The organism is Photobacterium sanguinicancri (assembly GCF_002265265.1).
Taxonomy (GTDB): Bacteria; Pseudomonadota; Gammaproteobacteria; order Enterobacterales; family Vibrionaceae; genus Photobacterium; species Photobacterium sanguinicancri.
In genome coordinates, this window is the sequence record NZ_NOIF01000105.1 from 1 (window position 1) to 16,718 (window position 16,718).

Annotated in this window: 11 protein-coding genes and 6 tRNA genes; 13 read left to right on the forward strand and 4 right to left on the reverse strand. The window is 43.8% G+C overall.

The annotated features are described in order from the left end of the window. Positions 1–278: 278 nt before the first annotated feature. The 8 genes from uvrY to ASV53_RS15285 all read left to right on the forward strand — a co-directional run bounded on the left by uvrY (position 279) and on the right by ASV53_RS15285 (position 10,460). Positions 279–923 carry a UvrY/SirA/GacA family response regulator transcription factor gene (uvrY, locus tag ASV53_RS15250; protein ID WP_094957693.1) on the forward strand — a complete coding sequence of 215 codons (645 nt, stop codon included), beginning with the start codon at positions 279–281 and terminating at the stop codon, positions 921–923. 47 nt (positions 924–970) lie between these two features. Continuing rightward, positions 971–2,773 carry an excinuclease ABC subunit UvrC gene (gene uvrC / locus ASV53_RS15255; protein WP_275657103.1) on the forward strand — a complete coding sequence of 601 codons (1,803 nt, stop codon included), beginning with the start codon at positions 971–973 and terminating at the stop codon, positions 2,771–2,773. 42 nt (positions 2,774–2,815) lie between these two features. Beyond that, positions 2,816–3,373, forward strand: coding sequence for a CDP-diacylglycerol--glycerol-3-phosphate 3-phosphatidyltransferase (gene pgsA, locus ASV53_RS15260; RefSeq protein ID WP_062690891.1), 558 nt, complete (start codon positions 2,816–2,818; stop codon positions 3,371–3,373). A 639-nt stretch (positions 3,374–4,012) separates the two neighbouring features. Then, entirely contained in the window at positions 4,013–6,910 is a 2,898-nt protein-coding gene (locus tag ASV53_RS15265; RefSeq protein WP_094957695.1) for a pyridoxal phosphate-dependent class III aminotransferase, read from the forward strand. A gap of 70 nt (positions 6,911–6,980) precedes the next feature. Next, complete coding sequence (locus ASV53_RS15270) at positions 6,981–8,225, forward strand: carboxynorspermidine synthase (protein WP_094957696.1); 1,245 nt, start codon at positions 6,981–6,983, stop codon at positions 8,223–8,225. 288 nt (positions 8,226–8,513) lie between these two features. Beyond that, positions 8,514–9,656, forward strand: a complete 1,143-nt coding sequence (nspC, locus tag ASV53_RS15275; RefSeq protein WP_094957697.1) for a carboxynorspermidine decarboxylase — start codon at positions 8,514–8,516, stop codon at positions 9,654–9,656. A gap of 110 nt (positions 9,657–9,766) precedes the next feature. After that, positions 9,767–10,198, forward strand: coding sequence for a hypothetical protein (locus ASV53_RS15280; RefSeq protein WP_094957698.1), 432 nt, complete (start codon positions 9,767–9,769; stop codon positions 10,196–10,198). A gap of 188 nt (positions 10,199–10,386) precedes the next feature. Beyond that, positions 10,387–10,460 (forward strand) — tRNA-Cys (locus ASV53_RS15285). Positions 10,461–10,578: 118 nt separating this feature from the next. Here the strand turns inward: ASV53_RS15285 and cobA are convergent. The 4 genes from cobA to nirB all read right to left on the reverse strand — a co-directional run bounded on the left by cobA (position 10,579) and on the right by nirB (position 15,347). Further along, the gene (gene cobA, locus ASV53_RS15290) at positions 10,579–11,421 is read right to left on the reverse strand and encodes a uroporphyrinogen-III C-methyltransferase (protein ID WP_094957699.1); all 843 of its coding nucleotides are present in this window, start codon (positions 11,419–11,421) and stop codon (positions 10,579–10,581) included. Positions 11,422–11,513: 92 nt separating this feature from the next. Then, a complete protein-coding gene (gene nirC, locus ASV53_RS15295) occupies positions 11,514–12,332 on the reverse strand; it encodes a nitrite transporter NirC (RefSeq protein WP_094957700.1) in 819 nt (272 codons plus the stop codon). A gap of 142 nt (positions 12,333–12,474) precedes the next feature. Further along, positions 12,475–12,801, reverse strand: coding sequence for a nitrite reductase small subunit NirD (gene nirD / locus ASV53_RS15300; protein ID WP_094957701.1), 327 nt, complete (start codon positions 12,799–12,801; stop codon positions 12,475–12,477). After that, positions 12,798–15,347, reverse strand: a complete 2,550-nt coding sequence (nirB, locus tag ASV53_RS15305) for a nitrite reductase large subunit NirB (RefSeq protein ID WP_094957703.1) — start codon at positions 15,345–15,347, stop codon at positions 12,798–12,800. Before nirB ends, nirD begins: the two co-directional genes overlap by 4 nt. 727 nt (positions 15,348–16,074) lie before the next feature. Here nirB and ASV53_RS15310 point away from each other — a divergent pair. From ASV53_RS15310 to ASV53_RS15330, 5 genes are all read left to right on the forward strand, one after another. Beyond that, positions 16,075–16,147 (forward strand) — tRNA-Gly (locus ASV53_RS15310). Between the two features lie 83 nt (positions 16,148–16,230). Further along, a tRNA-Leu gene (locus ASV53_RS15315) sits at positions 16,231–16,317 on the forward strand. A 53-nt stretch (positions 16,318–16,370) separates the two neighbouring features. Further along, positions 16,371–16,444 (forward strand) — tRNA-Cys (locus ASV53_RS15320). A 6-nt stretch (positions 16,445–16,450) separates the two neighbouring features. Then, positions 16,451–16,526, forward strand: a tRNA-Gly gene (locus ASV53_RS15325). A gap of 79 nt (positions 16,527–16,605) precedes the next feature. Next, positions 16,606–16,692: transfer RNA gene (locus tag ASV53_RS15330), tRNA-Leu, on the forward strand. The last annotated feature ends 26 nt before the right edge of the window (positions 16,693–16,718 follow it).

Here is a 16,718-nt window from a genome sequence, read left to right on the forward strand (position 1 = left end):
AAAATAGAGTGTATATTTTGTAACCATCTAAATTTGCTCTCTTTTCTACTTTATTTTTTGGAAGAGTTAGTAAATACTGCTGTTTACAGATATTTAATTTGAAGCCTGTAATAAATGCCCTTCTGGTAAGACTTGTCAAGCCTGAACTTGATTCGAATTTTTGCGCTAAGGCACAGAATGCGAATGTGTTCGGATGTCAAGTTGGGGTAAAATTAGGTATTATTAAGCAATCCCGTCAATTCTGACTGGGTGCAGAGCCAAATCATTGGAGATACAGCTTGATTAATGTATTCCTTGTAGATGATCACGAACTGGTTCGCACAGGGATCCGACGTCTTCTTGAAGATGTCCGTGGTATTAAAGTGGTAGGGGAAGCCGACAGTGGTGAGGATGCCGTAAAATGGTGCCGTAGTGAACATGCGGATATCATTCTTATGGATATGAATATGCCAGGTATCGGTGGTCTTGAAGCTACCCGTAAGATTCTTCGCTTCAACCCTGATGTAAAGATTATTGTATTAACTATTCATACGGAAAACCCATTTCCGACTAAGGTTATGCAAGCTGGTGGGTCAGGTTACCTGACTAAAGGCGCAGGCCCTGACGAAATGATCAATGCTATCCGTATGGTGCATAGTGGACAGCGCTATATTTCACCTGAAATTGCGCAGCAAATGGCACTTAGCCAATTTGCTTCAGATGCTGAAAACCCGTTTAAAGATCTTTCTGAGCGTGAGTTACAGATCATGATGATGATCACTAAAGGCCAGAAAGTAACCGACATTTCAGAGCAACTGAGCCTAAGTCCTAAAACGGTTAATAGCTACCGCTACCGTTTGTTCAACAAGCTTGATATAAGTGGTGATGTGGAGTTAACCCACCTTGCAATTCGCCACGGGATGCTAGACACAGAGACTTTGTAGTGTCAGAACATCACGAAGAAATAGCTTTTGATTCAAAAAGCTTTTTGATGACAGTCACTCACCAGCCTGGCGTGTACCGGATGTACGATGCCACTGGTGAGGTGATCTATGTCGGTAAAGCTAAAGACCTCAAAAAACGTCTTTCGAGTTATTTTCGCGCTAATGTTGCAGGCGAAAAAACGCGGGCGCTTGTCAAAAACATCAATAAAGTTGATGTCACTGTTACGCATACAGAAACTGAAGCTCTGATCCTCGAACACAACTACATTAAATTGTATTTACCTAAATACAACGTATTGCTGCGCGATGATAAGTCCTATCCCTATATCTTTTTAAGCCACCATAAGCACCCTCGCTTAAGTATTCATCGTGGTACAAAAAAGCGTAAAGGGGAGTATTTTGGGCCATATCCGAACCCAGGTGCTGTGCGAGAAAGCCTGCATTTGATGCAAAAGCTATTTCCTGTGCGCCAATGTGAAGATTCAGTTTATGCGAATCGTAGTCGCCCTTGCTTGATGTATCAGATTGGTCGTTGTTTAGGTCCTTGTGTTAAAGGCCTGGTTAGCAACGAAGAATATAACGATCAACTAGGCTATGTGCGTTTATTTTTGCAAGGCAAAGATCGCCAAGTCATTAGTTCGCTAGTCGAGAAAATGGAACAAGCGAGCGTGGCGCTGGAGTTTGAAAAGGCCGCAACCTATCGCGATCAAATTCAAGCATTGCGTCGTGTGCAAGAGCAGCAATTTGTCAGCCATGACAACGAAGATGACATTGACGTTATTGGTATTGCACATGAACGCGGCATGGCATGTATTCATGCACTGTATATTCGCCAAGGTAAAATCCTTGGTAGCCGCAGCTATTTCCCTAGAGTGCCATCTGACGCGGATTTACCTGAAGTCTTATCCAGTTTCTTGACTCAGTTTTATCTTAACCAAGCTGAAGGTCGAGTGATCCCAACAGTGATTGTGTTAGGGGAGTCGCTAGGGGACGAGCAAACCGTTATTTCAGATGCGTTAAGCCAAGTCGCTGGGCGGAAAATCACCCTGAAAACCAACCCGCGTGGTAGTCGTGGTCAGTATCTAAAATTAGCGCAAACGAATGCCAATACAGCATTAATTAGTAAGTTGAATCATAAAATGACGATTCAACAGCGTTTTTCTGCCCTGTCAGAAGCCCTCAAATTAGACGTAATCAATCGAATGGAATGTTTTGATATCAGCCATACTATGGGTGAAAAAACCGTTGCCTCGTGCGTTGTGTTTAATAAAGATGGTCCGTTAAAGCCTGAGTATCGCCGCTTTAACATTACAGGCATTACCGGTGGGGATGATTACGCAGCCATGGCACAAGCGTTAGAGCGCCGTTATGGTAAACAAATGGATCCTGATAAGATCCCAGATATTATTTTTATTGATGGGGGTAGAGGTCAGCTTTCAAGAGCGTATGATGTAGTGAGTACATATATGCAAGATTGGCCAAAGCGTTCATTACTTGTTGGTGTGGCGAAAGGCACAACACGTAAACCCGGGCTGGAAACCCTACTTTTAGTAACGGGTGAAGAATTTTCAATGCCAAGTGATTCACCAGCATTGCATCTTATTCAGCACATACGTGATGAAAGCCATAATCACGCTATTAGTGGGCACCGCGCACAACGTGCCAAGGTACGTAACCGCAGTGCATTAGAAGATGTTGAAGGGATTGGCCCTAAACGTCGACAAGCATTACTTAAATACATGGGTGGACTTCAAGAACTAAAACGAGCCAGTAAAGAAGACATCGCCAAGGTTCCAGGGATCAGTAACTCTTTGGCAGAAAAGATATTTGACGCATTGCAACATAGCTAGCTTTGCGGCACTCTATTAAAATCACTTATAAGAATAATCGTTATGCGTTTAACAATTCCGAATATTTTGAGCTTCATCCGCTTGTTTCTTATCCCCGTCTTCGTTATTACATTCTATCTGCCTTATGAATGGTCGCCTTTTGCGACGGCATTTGTGTTCTGGATAGCGGGTGTGACTGATTGGTTTGATGGTTATCTAGCTCGTAAACTCAATCAAACAACACGTTTTGGTGCCTTTATTGATCCTGTTGCCGATAAGTTGATGGTAGCGACAGCGTTAGTTCTGGTTGTTGAAGACTATCATAGCCTATGGATCACCATTCCAGCGGTAACAATGATTGGGCGTGAAATTATAATTTCCGCCTTACGTGAATGGATGGCAGAACTCGGTAAACGTTCTAACGTTGCTGTGTCTTGGGTTGGTAAAGTGAAGACAGCAACGCAAATGTTTGCACTCTTCATATTGCTTTGGCATCCGACTGAGTGGGCGGTGTGGATTGGTTATGTATCACTCTATATTGCGTTGGTTTTAACCTACTGGTCGATGTACCTGTACTTAAAAGCAGCAAAAGATGATTTACTTCATGCCGACAATATGTAAATAAACATATCAAAAAAAGGCGACTTAGGTCGCCTTTTTGCTATCTGGAATATGGATAGCACCTATCTGCTTGGTTTTTAATCAATAAAAATATGTACAGTATTTTTAGATTATGTTCAAAATGAAATATACGGTGGAAACGCACTGTCGTCTGTGTTACTTTCCTGCCCAATCTCAGTAGACCATGTTTATTGAGGCACATGCGTTATGGCAGATCTTACTGATATTGCTATAGCGTGCCGTAGGTACTGATGCGAAGACTTCGCAGCAGTAGAAGGGCATTAATAGTGCAAGCCTGTACAAATAAATCAGGCGCATATTGAAGGAACCCAACAGTGCATATTGTATTTTTCAAAAACCAATCCAGCTTTGTCTTACCCAACTGCAGTATTATTACTGAGCCTTGAACATCCGATCTTAAAATTTTAGCCAGTCTCTGGCGCACTATGCATTTCATCAGCTTTTAGCTGCTGAATAGTGATGTGTTATCCGTAAAACTCCAAAGTGTCTATGGTTACCCTTGGTATGTTAACAATAGCTATGCAATTACGCATAACCTTGTTATCGAATACTAACAGCTATAGTTCATACAATGCGTTTACGGATTAAACACAGCAAATTTTTTGATATGGAATAATCATGAATAACGTGTTTGATTTAGATAATCTTAAACATGCGTCTAATGTGCCTGTCGTGCACGATTTGTACGACTTGACCCCTGATGAATTACTACTGAGTCAGGAGCATTATGAATCGGAAGTTCGCTCATACCCTCGTCGCTTACCACTAGCAATAGCAAAAGCGGCAGGTGTACTGGTAGAAGATACACGTGGTCAACTGTTTGTTGATTGCCTTGCAGGGGCAGGTACGTTGGCCTTGGGTTATAATCACCCTGAAATTAACCAAGCCATTATCGATCAGCTGAATGCGGGTTTACCGTATCAAACGCTTGATATGACGACACCAGCCAAAGATAAATTCATCAGAGAAGTGATGGATTTCCTTCCAGAATCCTTTGCTGAAAATGCATGTATCCAATTCTGTGGTCCGTCTGGGGCAGATGCTGTTGAAGCGGCCATTAAGTTAGCGAAGCAAACGACAGGCCGAAATACGATGGCGGCATTCCATGGTGCTTACCATGGGATGACAAACGGTACGATGGCGATGATGGGTAACCTTGGCACTAAAGAACGTCGCCAAGGCTTGATGTCTGATGTGCACTTTTTACCATTTCCCTATACCTTACGTTGCCCATTTGGCTTACAAGGCGACGAAAGCGCAAAACAAAGTATCCGCTACATTGAACGCATGCTCAGCGACGATGAAAGTGGTGTTCAAAAACCAGCGGCTATTATTGTTGAACCCGTCCAAGGGGAAGGTGGGGTTATACCTGCACCTGCATTCTGGCTACGCGAATTACGCCGAATTACCCAAGAACAGGGTATTTTATTAATTTTCGATGAAATTCAGTGCGGTATTGGTAAAACAGGCCATAACTTTGCATTTGAAGAGGCGGGCATTAACCCTGATATTCTTTGTTTATCGAAAGCGGTTGGTGGCGGCTTGCCAATGTCGATTTTGATTTTCAATAAATCTATCGATACATGGCGCCCAGGTGAACACACGGGGACTTTCCGTGGTAATCAGCTAGCAATGGCCACGGGTGCAAAAGCACTGGAAATTATCCGTCGCGATAACTTAGTCGAACATGCACAAACTGCAGGCCAGTATTTCCGTGAAGGACTAGAGCGCATCGCTCAGTACACGAACTGTATTGCCGAAGTGCGTGGTAAAGGTTTAATGCTGGGTGCTGAAATCGTAAAAACCGATGGTAGCAAAAACAAATTTGGTGAACCAGAAGCTGATCCAGAACTGGCTTCGCAAATTCAGCGTGCTGCGCTAGAGCGCGGTTTGATCATTGAAAAAGGTGGTCGTCAAGGTTCTGTTTTACGTTTCCTTCCGCCTTTAATCATCACTCTTGAACAAATTGATTTTGCACTTGATGCACTAAGCAAGGCCATTATTGCAACAGCAGGCCCTGCTAAGGTGGTTGAGTCGCTTGCGGTTAGCGAGCAGAGCCATTGGCGCGATCACTTTATTCATACTGGAAAATCTGGTGCAGATTTGTTTGAAGCTGCACTGAATCAAACCACTCAAGTACTGAAAAAAGTATTTGAAGAGTGTGATGCGCCGTATTCAGGCCTAGAACCTCAAGTCCTCAAGTCGATGATTAACAATATCGACTTGGATAATCAGCAGTTGCCGCTTGATCTTGTAATAGAGCAAACGGGCGAGCTGATTGCCAAAAACTCGATCATTGTTCAGCATCCTCACTGTATCGCACACTTGCATACCCCACCATTATTACCCGCTGTTGCGGCTGAAGCGTTTATTGCTGCCTTGAACCAATCAATGGATTCATGGGATCAAGCAAGTTCAGCCACTTTTGTAGAACAAAAAGTAGTTGATTGGTTGTGTGGTGTTTACAAATTGGGTGAACAAGCTGACGGTATTTTCACCTCTGGCGGTACGCAAAGTAACTTGATGGGCTTGCTACTGGCTCGTGACTGGGCGGCTGATACCATTTCTGGTCACAATATCCAGAAGCAAGGCTTGCCTGAGTATGCGAGTAAGTTGCGCATTCTGTGTTCGAAGAAATCGCATTTTACGGTACAAAAATCAGCATCACTGATGGGGCTGGGTGAACATGCTGTTGAGTGTGTTGATACCAACCCAGATGGCACTATTAAGATTGCATCGCTGGTAAAAACCGTTGAAGCATTACGTAATGATGGCTTGCTGCCATTTGCGTTAGTCGGTACGGCTGGTACAACCGATCATGGCGCAATTGATGATTTAGCGGGCATGGCTGATATTGCTCAACAACATAACCTTTGGTTCCATGTTGATGGTGCTTACGGTGGGGCACTGATTCTCAGCCGTCACAAATCACGTTTGCACGGCATAGAAAAAGCGGACTCAGTGAGTGTCGATTTCCATAAGCTTTTCTATCAACCAATCAGTTGTGGTGCAGTATTACTTAAAGATAAAGAGAACTTTAAGTACTTACGTCACCATGCAGATTACTTGAACCGTGAAGATGATTTACTGCCAAATCTGGTAGATAAATCTATTGCGACAACCAAGCGTTTTGATGCGCTAAAAGTCTTAATGACCATGCAGTGTGTGGGTACGCAAGCGCTGGGCGCAATGTACGATCATTTGCTAGGTCAAACTCAACAAGTCGCAGACATGATCAATCAATCTGCAGACTTTGAACTATTTGCAGATCCTGCACTTTCAACTGTGTTATTCCGCTACGTTGGGCAAGATATTGTCGATCTCGACCAGCTGAATAAACAGCTACGCATTGATGCGTTAGTGCAAGGAAAAGCGGTATTAGGGGAAACCATCGTCGATGGCAAGGTGTCACTGAAATTGACGATTTTGAACCCATGTCTGACCTTGTCAGATTTTGAATCATTACTTAACGAAATACGCCAAGTCGCAGCTCAACTTGAGTTAGTGACAGGCTAATACACGACTTAACCGTAGTCAGTGTGTTCGCTGATTACGATTTTTACTGATTTAATAAACGGAAAAAATTATGGCTATTTTACAAATTGGTGCAGGCGGCGTTGGCTGGGTTGTTGCACATAAAGCAGCGCAAAACAACGAAGTGCTAGGCGATATCACTATCGCATCACGTACAGTATCTAAGTGTGAAAAAATCATTGAGTCAATCAAGGGTCGTAACAACCTGAAAGACACAACGAAAAAACTAGAAGCACGCGCAGTAGATGCTGATGACGTTGAAGCGCTGGTTGCACTGATCAACGAAGTGAAGCCTGATCTTGTGATCAATGCAGGTCCTCCATGGGTCAACATGACTATCATGGAAGCATGTTACCAAGCGAAAGTATCTTACCTAGATACATCAGTAGCGGTAGATTTATGCTCAGAAGGCCAGCAAGTACCACAAGCGTACGATTGGCAGTGGGGCTACCGTGAGAAATTCGCAGAAGCAGGTATCACAGGTATCCTAGGTGCAGGTTTTGATCCAGGCGTAGTGTCTGTATTTGCAGCATACGCAGTTAAGCACCTGTTCGATGAAATCGACACCATCGATGTTATGGATGTAAACGCTGGTGACCACGGTAAGAAGTTCGCGACTAACTTTGATCCAGAAACCAATATGCTAGAAATCCAAGGTGATTCGTTCTACTGGGAAAACGAAGAGTGGAAACAAGTACCTTGTCACACACGTATGCTAGAGTTTGATTTCCCTAACTGTGGTACTCAAAAAGTCTACTCAATGGCACACGATGAAGTGCGCTCAATGAAGGAATTCATCCCAGCAAAACGTATCGAATTCTGGATGGGCTTTGGCGATGCTTACCTAAACTACTTCAACTGCATGCGTGATATTGGCTTACTAAGCCCAGACCCACTAACACTGCATGATGGTACCGTTGTTCAGCCTCTACACGTACTAAAAGCATTACTACCAGACCCAACATCATTAGCGCCAGGTTACACAGGTTTAACTTGTATCGGTACTTGGGTACAAGGTAAAAAAGACGGTAAAGAACGCAGTGTATTCATCTACAACAATGCCGATCACGAAGTGGCGTACAAAGATGTAGAGCACCAAGCGATCTCTTACACCACAGGTGTGCCAGCGATTACTGCAGCACTTCAGTTCTTCCGTGGCGAATGGGCAGATAAAGGCGTATTCAACATGGAACAGCTAAACCCAGATCCGTTCCTAGAAACTATGCCAAGCATCGGTCTAGATTGGCACGTTCAAGAGTTACCAGTGGGTCAGCCAGACATCAAAATCTTGAAATAAGGTTTTAAACTGGTTATTTCTCTTCGTTGCGTCGTTGGAAGTGCTCATTTATGCCTATAAACTCCGCGCTTCCGCCTAGCACTGAAGAGAAATGCCTGCGCTTAAAAGCCTTATAGGTTATTACCGTAGAAAGCTTAAACGTTGCGAATATAAAGAAGAGGGCTGAGGCTCTCTTCTATTTTATGTGTTGTTGCTAAATGCCTATTTTTCATTGGCTGTAGACAAAAAGTATCTCCCCTCGTTAGAGGGGAAACTAAGACTGAACTCGAAGAGTTGTTGGAATGAACAATGACAGTAAACAATAAAGAACAACTAAAAACCCCATACTTCATGATCAACGAAGACAAGTTGATCCAAAACCTAGAGAAAGCTAAGCAGCTAAAAGCACTATCAGGCGTAAAGCTGGTACTGGCGCTGAAATGCTTCTCGACATGGGGTGTATTCGACATCATCAAACCTTACTTAGATGGCACGACAAGTAGTGGTCCATTTGAAGTAAAGCTAGGTTACGAAACCTTTGGTGGTGAAACGCATGCTTACAGCGTGGGTTACAGCGAAGACGATGTAAAAGAAGTGGCGAATATTTGTGATAAGTTGATTTTCAACTCACAAACACAGCTAGCGGCGCATCGCCATCTTGTTGAAGGCAAAGCGTCAATGGGCTTACGCCTTAACCCAGGTGTGAGCTATGCAGGGCAAGATTTAGCAAACCCCGCGCGTCAGTTTTCTCGTCTTGGTGTTCAAGCCGATCACATTGACCCGATTGTCTTTGATACGATTGATGGCGTGATGTTCCACATGAACTGTGAGAACAAAGATGCTGATGCTTTCATTGGGTTACTTGATGCTATTTCTGAACAGTTTGGTGAACACCTAAACAAACTTGATTGGGTGAGCTTAGGCGGCGGTGTGTTCTTCACATGGCCGGGCTATGCGATTGAAAAACTGGCAGCGGCACTAAAAGCCTTCTCAGAAAAACACGGTGTACAGCTATACCTTGAGCCTGGTGAAGCGATTATCACTAAAACGGCAGATCTTGTTGTGACTGTGGTTGATGTGGTTGAAAACGGCATGAAAACTGCGATTGTGGATTCAGCGACAGAAGCACATCGCTTAGATACGCTTATTTATGATGAGCCAGCTACGATTGCTGAAGCATCAGATGATGGTAAGCATGAATATGTTATCGGATCATGTTCATGCCTTGCTGGTGATCAGTTTTGTGTCACTCAGTTTGATGAACCATTAAAGATCGGCCAGCGCCTTCATATTGTCGATAGTGCAGGTTATACCATGGTGAAGCTGAATTGGTTTAATGGCCTGAAAATGCCATCCATTTATTGTGAGCGCTCAACGGGTGAAATCCAAAAGCTGAATGAATTTGGCTATGAAGACTTTAAGCGATCATTGTCACAATGGACTGTTAAATAGTACTTAACTTGAAGAAAAGTCAGCTTTTGCTGACTTTTTTGATATAGTGAATTACCCAATAAAACATCGTTGTTAATAATATGGATAATAGGAAAAAGCTTCTTGCCATAATGGCTCTCTCATCTGTTATAGGTTTAGCTGGATGTGATAGTGGTGAGGATGTGGTGGAATCAGACTCTTTATATGTTAAGTCTGATCAGTATAAATCAGAGTCATTCACCATCAATGCCGATCAACAAGTGAAGGTGAAAGCGACTTTATTGGGTGGTGATGCCATTGAGGCGTATGTACTGGATGAAAGTGATTATCGGCTTTGGGTAGCAACCACACAAAATAATGCCTTTTCAAATGCAGGGTTGAGTTACATTAAAAGCATTACCCCGTTAGAGAGTAGTCATGAAACAGGCTGGTTTAACTTAACGGCGGGTAATTATTATATCCTGTTTGAAAACACCGTGTTTGGATCCGTGAAACCAGGATTGGCTGGTGGTTCTAGCAGTGTATCTTATTCTGTACTAACTAAATCGACGAAGAAGAGCTAAACACTCGGGTTGGTTGATTTCTAGTAGTGTTGAATAAAATGTCATAGTTTTGTTGGCTGAGTGCGCAATTGATTCTTAATTGATAGATTTATTATTGACTCTATCTCTGAGCAGGGTACAGTACGCCTCGTTCTCACGGAGAAACTTATATACAGATGACTAGTCATCTGGAGTCGTGAGGCAAAAATGGCGCGTTGGCAGAGTGGCTATGCAGCGGATTGCAAATCCGTGGACCTCGGTTCGACTCCGGGACGCGCCTCCAAATTTATGCCGGATCTCACTATGAGGTTTGACGGTTAAAGTCCGAAAAGCCAGCTTAATTGCTGGCTTTGTTGTATCTAATATTCCTGTTATTTTACTCTAATCAAAGATAAAAGTTATTAGATTATGTCGCGCTTGCCTTCTGCTACTTCGGTCATTTTGCTATAGCAACTTTGTAGGCTTTGCTTAGGCTCAAACCACGATAGTTTGTGCGCAAGCTGCGTAACGCTGCCGATAATGATGAGTGCTGGGCTTTCGGCGTGCGCCGCAATTATCTCTAATGTTTCTAATGAACAAGGTAGTACACGTTGGTTGTTGCTTGTACCGCGCTCAACAATCGCTGCAGGCGTCAGTGGCGACATACCGTTTGCTTCTAATCGACGACGAATTTCCCCACTTTGGCTAAGACCCATATAGAACACTAATGTGTTATTGGATCTTGCCAAGGAAGACCAATCGATTTGCTCTCTTTCTGATTTGAGGTGACCTGTCACAAATTGAACGCTTTGTGCGTGATCGCGGTGGGTGAGGGGGATCCCAGCATAAGCCGCACAGCCTGCAGCAGCAGTAATACCCGGTACAACCTCAAAAGGAATATCATAAGGAAGCAAAGCTTCAAGTTCTTCACCACCTCGACCAAAAATGAAAGGATCACCGCCTTTTAATCGAACAACGACTTGGCCTTTTAGCGCCTGTTCAACCAAAATTTGGTTAATACCATCTTGAGGTACACAGTGATTACCAGCTTGTTTCCCAACGAAAATCAGATTCGTTTTTTCGGGAATTAATCGGATGATTTCATTTGAAACCAGTCGGTCATAAACAACGACATCAGCTTGCTGGAGCATGCGTAGTGCTTTTACTGTCAATAGGTCGGGATCACCTGGTCCAGCGCCAACCAATATTACCTTACCTATCGTTGATTGAAGATTCAGGTGGCAGACTTTATTGTCGGTTGTCATTAGGCTTACTCCACTCGGCAATTTGAAACAAAATCGGTATTTAACTAAGGCAATCAGTGGTGCAGTATTCGCTACTGCACCGTGACGTTTAATTACGCTGTTTGTGGTGCTCTTGATGCATTCGCTTTTGCAGAATTCATGACTGGGCGTTGTGCTTTAGGTGTTGTAAACCAATAGCCTAGACCCATAAATACCACGCCTGAAATTGTATTGCCGATGGTTACCCATAATAGGTTGTGACCAATCCCAGCTAATGTAAATGCCTCTTTGTGTTCGCCGAACCAAGATAATGCAAATATAGTCATATTGGCAATAGAGTGCTCATAGCCAGAGGCAATAAAGGCCAATAAACACCACCAAATGGCGATAAATTTAGCAGAACCTTCAACACGCTGGCACATCCAGATAGCTAAGCAGACAAGCCAGTTACACAAAATGCCTTTGAACAAGAGAGCAGTGGCAGATCCTGATGTTTTAGCCATAGCCACATTGTTAAGTAGACTATTGGTATCAGGTAGTAGCTTTCCACCACCAGCATAAAAGAACAGCAGCGCAACACCAACAGAGCCGATGAGGTTGCCAGCCCATGTTTGTGGTAACACGCGTAAGGTATCAGTAATGGTAATTTGGCCTGTTTTTACACCAAAAGTGAGGAACATAGTGTGTCCGGTGTAAAGTTCTGAGCCTGCGATGATCACTAATGTTAAGGCAATACCAAAGGTACCACCCATGACTAATGGGCGAATCGAAGGGTCGACCAGATTACCCAAAGTGAAAATAAGGATAATTCCTAGACCAACATAAGCGCCTGCCATGGCAGAACTTAGCCAGAATCCAAACTTTTCCTTATCTGCAAAATCAACGATACGTGCAGCATTGGCTGAACATTTCTTAATCGTGTCTGCGTACATGCGTGTTTTCCTTTCTTAAATTTAAATCGAAATCTTTTTGGGATAGATAATGGCTTCTATACCTATTCCAAAAAGCAGGGAATTTTGATAACTGGTAAGCAAAATTCCCTGAAACTTAGCGTGAAGCTAAGGACTTATAGGTTTAAGCCGCGATTTGAACTTCGCTGTTAACTACTTGTACTTGGTAGCTTTTGACTGAAGCTTCTGCATTTTCAAGACAGCGACCATCTTTTAATGCGAAGCGTTGTTTCTTGAGAGGACTTGCCACCCAAAGCTCACCGTCATGCTCACAAATAAGGCCACGAGATAGCACGTTAGATTGTGCAAATGGGTCCATGTTGCTGATGGCGTAGAATGTGTCTGATGTATCTGGTCGGAACAACGCAACTTGCTCGCCATTAACTAACGCACAAACACCAGTGCCTGGAATGACATCATCTAGGTTGCAGGCTGTTATCCACTGACTCATGCGTGTTCCTCCACTGAAATGTTATAAACAGGCGACTTTTCTTCTGTTGTAGCAGGGCGGTGTTGTTCACGTTCAGAGACAAAGACAACATTGCTATCGCGTTCATCTGAGTTGATGAAGTGGCTAAAGCGTTTTAGTTGGTCATCGTTATCGAGCGTGGTTGTCCACTCACACTGGTAGCTTGCAATGAGCTTCTCTGCATCCGCTTCAAGTTGTGCATTAATGCCAAGCTTGTCGTTGATGATCACATCGCGTAGGTACTCAATTCCGCCTTCAAGATTGCCTAGCCAAACAGAAGTACGCTGTAGTTTGTCAGCGGTGCGTACGTAGAACATGAGGTAACGGTCGATGTATTGAAGCAGTGTTTCTTTGTCTAAGTCGGCAGCGAGTAAGTCAGCATGACGCGGTTTCATACCGCCATTGCCGCCTACATACATGTTCCAGCCTGCATCTGTTGCAATAATGCCTAAGTCTTTGCCCTGTGCCTCGGCACATTCACGGGTACAGCCAGACACACCGAACTTCATTTTGTGCGGAGTACGAATACCCTTGTAGCGGTTTTCAAGCTCGACTCCTAAGCCAACGCTATCTTGCACGCCGAAACGACACCAAGTACTACCCACACAGGTTTTCGCCATACGTAGGGCTTTTGCATAGGCTTGGCCTGTTTCAAAACCTGCAGCTATCAGCTTTTCCCAAATAACAGGTAAGTCGTCTTTTTGTGCGCCAAATAAACCAATGCGCTGTGCACCTGTAATTTTGGTGTATAGGTTGAACTCGCTGGCGACTTCAGCGACCGCCATTAAGCCTGCAGGCGTCACTTCACCGCCTGCCATACGAGGGATAACAGAATAGGTGCCATCTTTTTGCATATTGCCTAAAAAGATGTCATTGGTATCTTGCAGTTGAGTGTTTTCTTGCGTGAGAACGTAGTCATTCCAGCTTGATGCCAGAATTGAACCTACGGTTGGCTTACATACTTCACAGCCATAACCTTTGCCGTATTTTTTCAGTAGTTCATCAAAGGTTTTGATTTGCTCTACACGGATAAGGTGAAAAAGTTCTTGGCGAGAATATTCAAAGTGTTCACATAAGTGGTTTTTCACTTCGATACCAGATTTAGCCAGCTCTGCATTCAGTACTTGGGTAATAAGAGGTAAACAACCACCACAACCTGTACCTGCACCCGTCACCGCTTTGATCTCGCCAAGGGTAGTATGGCCATCAGCCACAGCCGTTGCTATCTTGCCTTTTGTTACATCAAAACATGAACAAATAACCGCGGAATCGGGTAGGGAGTCTGCACCCATTGCTGGTTTTTCAGCACCAGCATGTGCAGGTAGAATTAATGTATCTGGGTGTTTGGGTAATTCGATGTCATTCAGTTTTAACTGCAGTAAGTTACCGTAGTCAGAGGTATCGCCAACGAGCACAGCACCAAGCAACTTCTTACCGTCTTCAGAAACGATAATGCGTTTGTACACTTCTTCGCTTTCATCAAGGTATACGTAGCTCTTGCAGTTTGGTGTGCGGCCATTGGCATCACCGATACTGCCTACTTTCACGCCAAGCAATTTCAGCTTGGCACTCATGTCTGCACCTTCAAAAGTATTGTCGCCGCCAATTAAATTGCTAACGGCAACTTGCGCCATTTTATAACCAGGTGCGACAAGGCCGTAGAACATCTCATTCCAAGATGCACATTCACCAATGGCATAAACATCTTGATCGGATGTGAGACAGTGATCGTCAATAGCGATACCGCCGCGACGGCCAGTGGCTAAACCACACTGCATAGCAAGCTTGTCTTGTGGGCGAATACCGGTCGAGAACACAATGAAGTCAACCTCAAGCGATGTTCCATCAGCAAAGCGCATGGTATTGCGAGCTTCTGTACCTTCGGCAACGATCTCTTGCGTATTTTTACCGGTATGAACTTTTACGCCTAGTTTTTCAATTTTGTTACGTAGCTGCTCGCCACCTTGTGGATCTAGCTGTTCGGCCATCAACACAGGAGCAAATTCAATCACATGTGTTTCGACACCCAGAGCTTTTAGTGCGCCAGCAGCTTCCAAGCCAAGTAAACCGCCACCAACGACAACACCACTCTTGCTGCGTTTAGCTGTTGCTTCAATGGTTTTTAAATCTTCGATGGTACGGTAAACAAAACAGTCTTTACCTTCATTACCTTTAATCGGTGGAACCCAAGGGTAAGACCCCGTCGCCATAATTAGCTTGTCGTACTGAATTTCACGGCCGGTATTAGAGTGGATAATTTTCTGAGCGCGGTTGATGGTGATTGCACGTTCACCAATAAGAACATTGATGCCGTGTTTTTCGTAGAAGCCTTCTTTAACCAGTGAAAGCTCATCAGCGGTATGGTGCGAGAAGTAAGAAGACAGGTGAACCCTGTCGTATGCTATGCGTGGTTCTTCACAGAAAACAGTGACTTCGTAGTTTTCCATGTCTGCTTTATCGACTAATTCTTCGATATAGCGATGGCCTACCATACCGTTACCGATAATCGCCAATCTGACTTTGCTCATAATATCCTCTTAACAAAGGCGTTAAATCTGAGTTGATAGTAATAAGACAGGTTGTGAATAAATATGATGTAAATCAACTACAATTTTAAATAACCCCAAAGGGGTAGCGGTTAGTTAATCAATGATTTGGTCATTATTTGATGTTTTATGATCGGTATTTACGCTGTATTACGTTGTTTTATTACTAGATGTGAATAAAAAATGAATACTGTCGGGGTGAACATCAGTATGCGTTACTTTATTAACGCACACGCTTCAGCCAGATTGGTGATGATACATAGTATGCCGATCTGTGAAATGAGAGGGGATAGCGGTTTAGGTATCATGATTTTTTAACGGTTATAGCAAATGCGATAACTAGCCTTAACTCTAGAGTCATCCGATTACAGTAGGTAAAGAGGTTGATGAGTTAAGTAACCCCTACAAACGAATCTGTGCCAGCTAGATAGTGTGATATTTCAATAATTCTCGGAAATGTGATGTATTTGCCTTGTCGTTCGTACAACGGGAGGGGTTTATTATTTAAAGGATATTCCGCGAAATTGCTTATCTGCTTGTTTTTTAGCAAGTTACTTGGAGTATCATCGATCAATCTGAATATATATCATTCGCTGTGGGCTGCTTTTTAACCGATTGAATAAATTGTTTATTTTTTTAATTGACTCATTTTTAGAATCTAGTAAAGTACGCCTCGTTCTCACGGCAAAGGTCGCTGAGAAATATTGATGCGACACTAGCTCAGTTGGTAGAGCGCAACCTTGCCAAGGTTGAGGTCATCGGTTCGAACCCGATGTGTCGCTCCCAAATTAAAGTCTGATTGCTTATAGCAGTAAGACAAAGATGGTGTTTAACTTTTCAGTTAGCGCATCGCAAAGAATTGCGTGCCCTGGTGGTGGAATTGGTAGACACAAGGGATTTAAAATCCCTCGACGTTCGCGTTGTGCCGGTTCAAGTCCGGCCCGGGGCACCATCTATTCCTTAGTATCGTTACCATAGACGGTATTGAGTAGAGCAACACAATATGGCGCGTTGGCAGAGTGGCTATGCAGCGGATTGCAAATCCGTGTACCTCGGTTCGACTCCGGGACGCGCCTCCATATTATGCGACACTAGCTCAGTTGGTAGAGCGCAACCTTGCCAAGGTTGAGGTCATCGGTTCGAACCCGATGTGTCGCTCCAAATTAAAGTCTGATTGCTTATAGCAGTAAGGCAAAGATGGTGTTTAACTTTTCAGTTAGCGCATCGCAAAGAATTGCGTGCCCTGGTGGTGGAATTGGTAGACACAAGGGATTTAAAATCCCTCGACGTTCGCGTTGTGCCGGTTCAAGTCCGGCCCGGGGCACCATCTATTCCTTAGTATCGTTACCATAG

What these genes read in the sequence shown, in the direction of transcription:
- uvrC (WP_275657103.1), top strand. Translation starts at nt 971, where the DNA reads ATGACAGTCACTCACCAGCCTGGCGTGTACCGGATGTACGATGCCACT.
- pgsA (WP_062690891.1), top strand. Translation starts at nt 2,816, where the DNA reads ATGCGTTTAACAATTCCGAATATTTTGAGCTTCATCCGCTTGTTTCTT.
- ASV53_RS15265 (WP_094957695.1), top strand. Translation starts at nt 4,013, where the DNA reads ATGAATAACGTGTTTGATTTAGATAATCTTAAACATGCGTCTAATGTG.
- ASV53_RS15270 (WP_094957696.1), top strand. Translation starts at nt 6,981, where the DNA reads ATGGCTATTTTACAAATTGGTGCAGGCGGCGTTGGCTGGGTTGTTGCA.
- nspC (WP_094957697.1), top strand. Translation starts at nt 8,514, where the DNA reads ATGACAGTAAACAATAAAGAACAACTAAAAACCCCATACTTCATGATC.
- ASV53_RS15280 (WP_094957698.1), top strand. Translation starts at nt 9,767, where the DNA reads ATGGCTCTCTCATCTGTTATAGGTTTAGCTGGATGTGATAGTGGTGAG.
- cobA (WP_094957699.1), bottom strand. Translation starts at nt 11,421, where the DNA reads ATGACAACCGACAATAAAGTCTGCCACCTGAATCTTCAATCAACGATA.
- nirC (WP_094957700.1), bottom strand. Translation starts at nt 12,332, where the DNA reads ATGTACGCAGACACGATTAAGAAATGTTCAGCCAATGCTGCACGTATC.
- nirD (WP_094957701.1), bottom strand. Translation starts at nt 12,801, where the DNA reads ATGAGTCAGTGGATAACAGCCTGCAACCTAGATGATGTCATTCCAGGC.
- nirB (WP_094957703.1), bottom strand. Translation starts at nt 15,347, where the DNA reads ATGAGCAAAGTCAGATTGGCGATTATCGGTAACGGTATGGTAGGCCAT.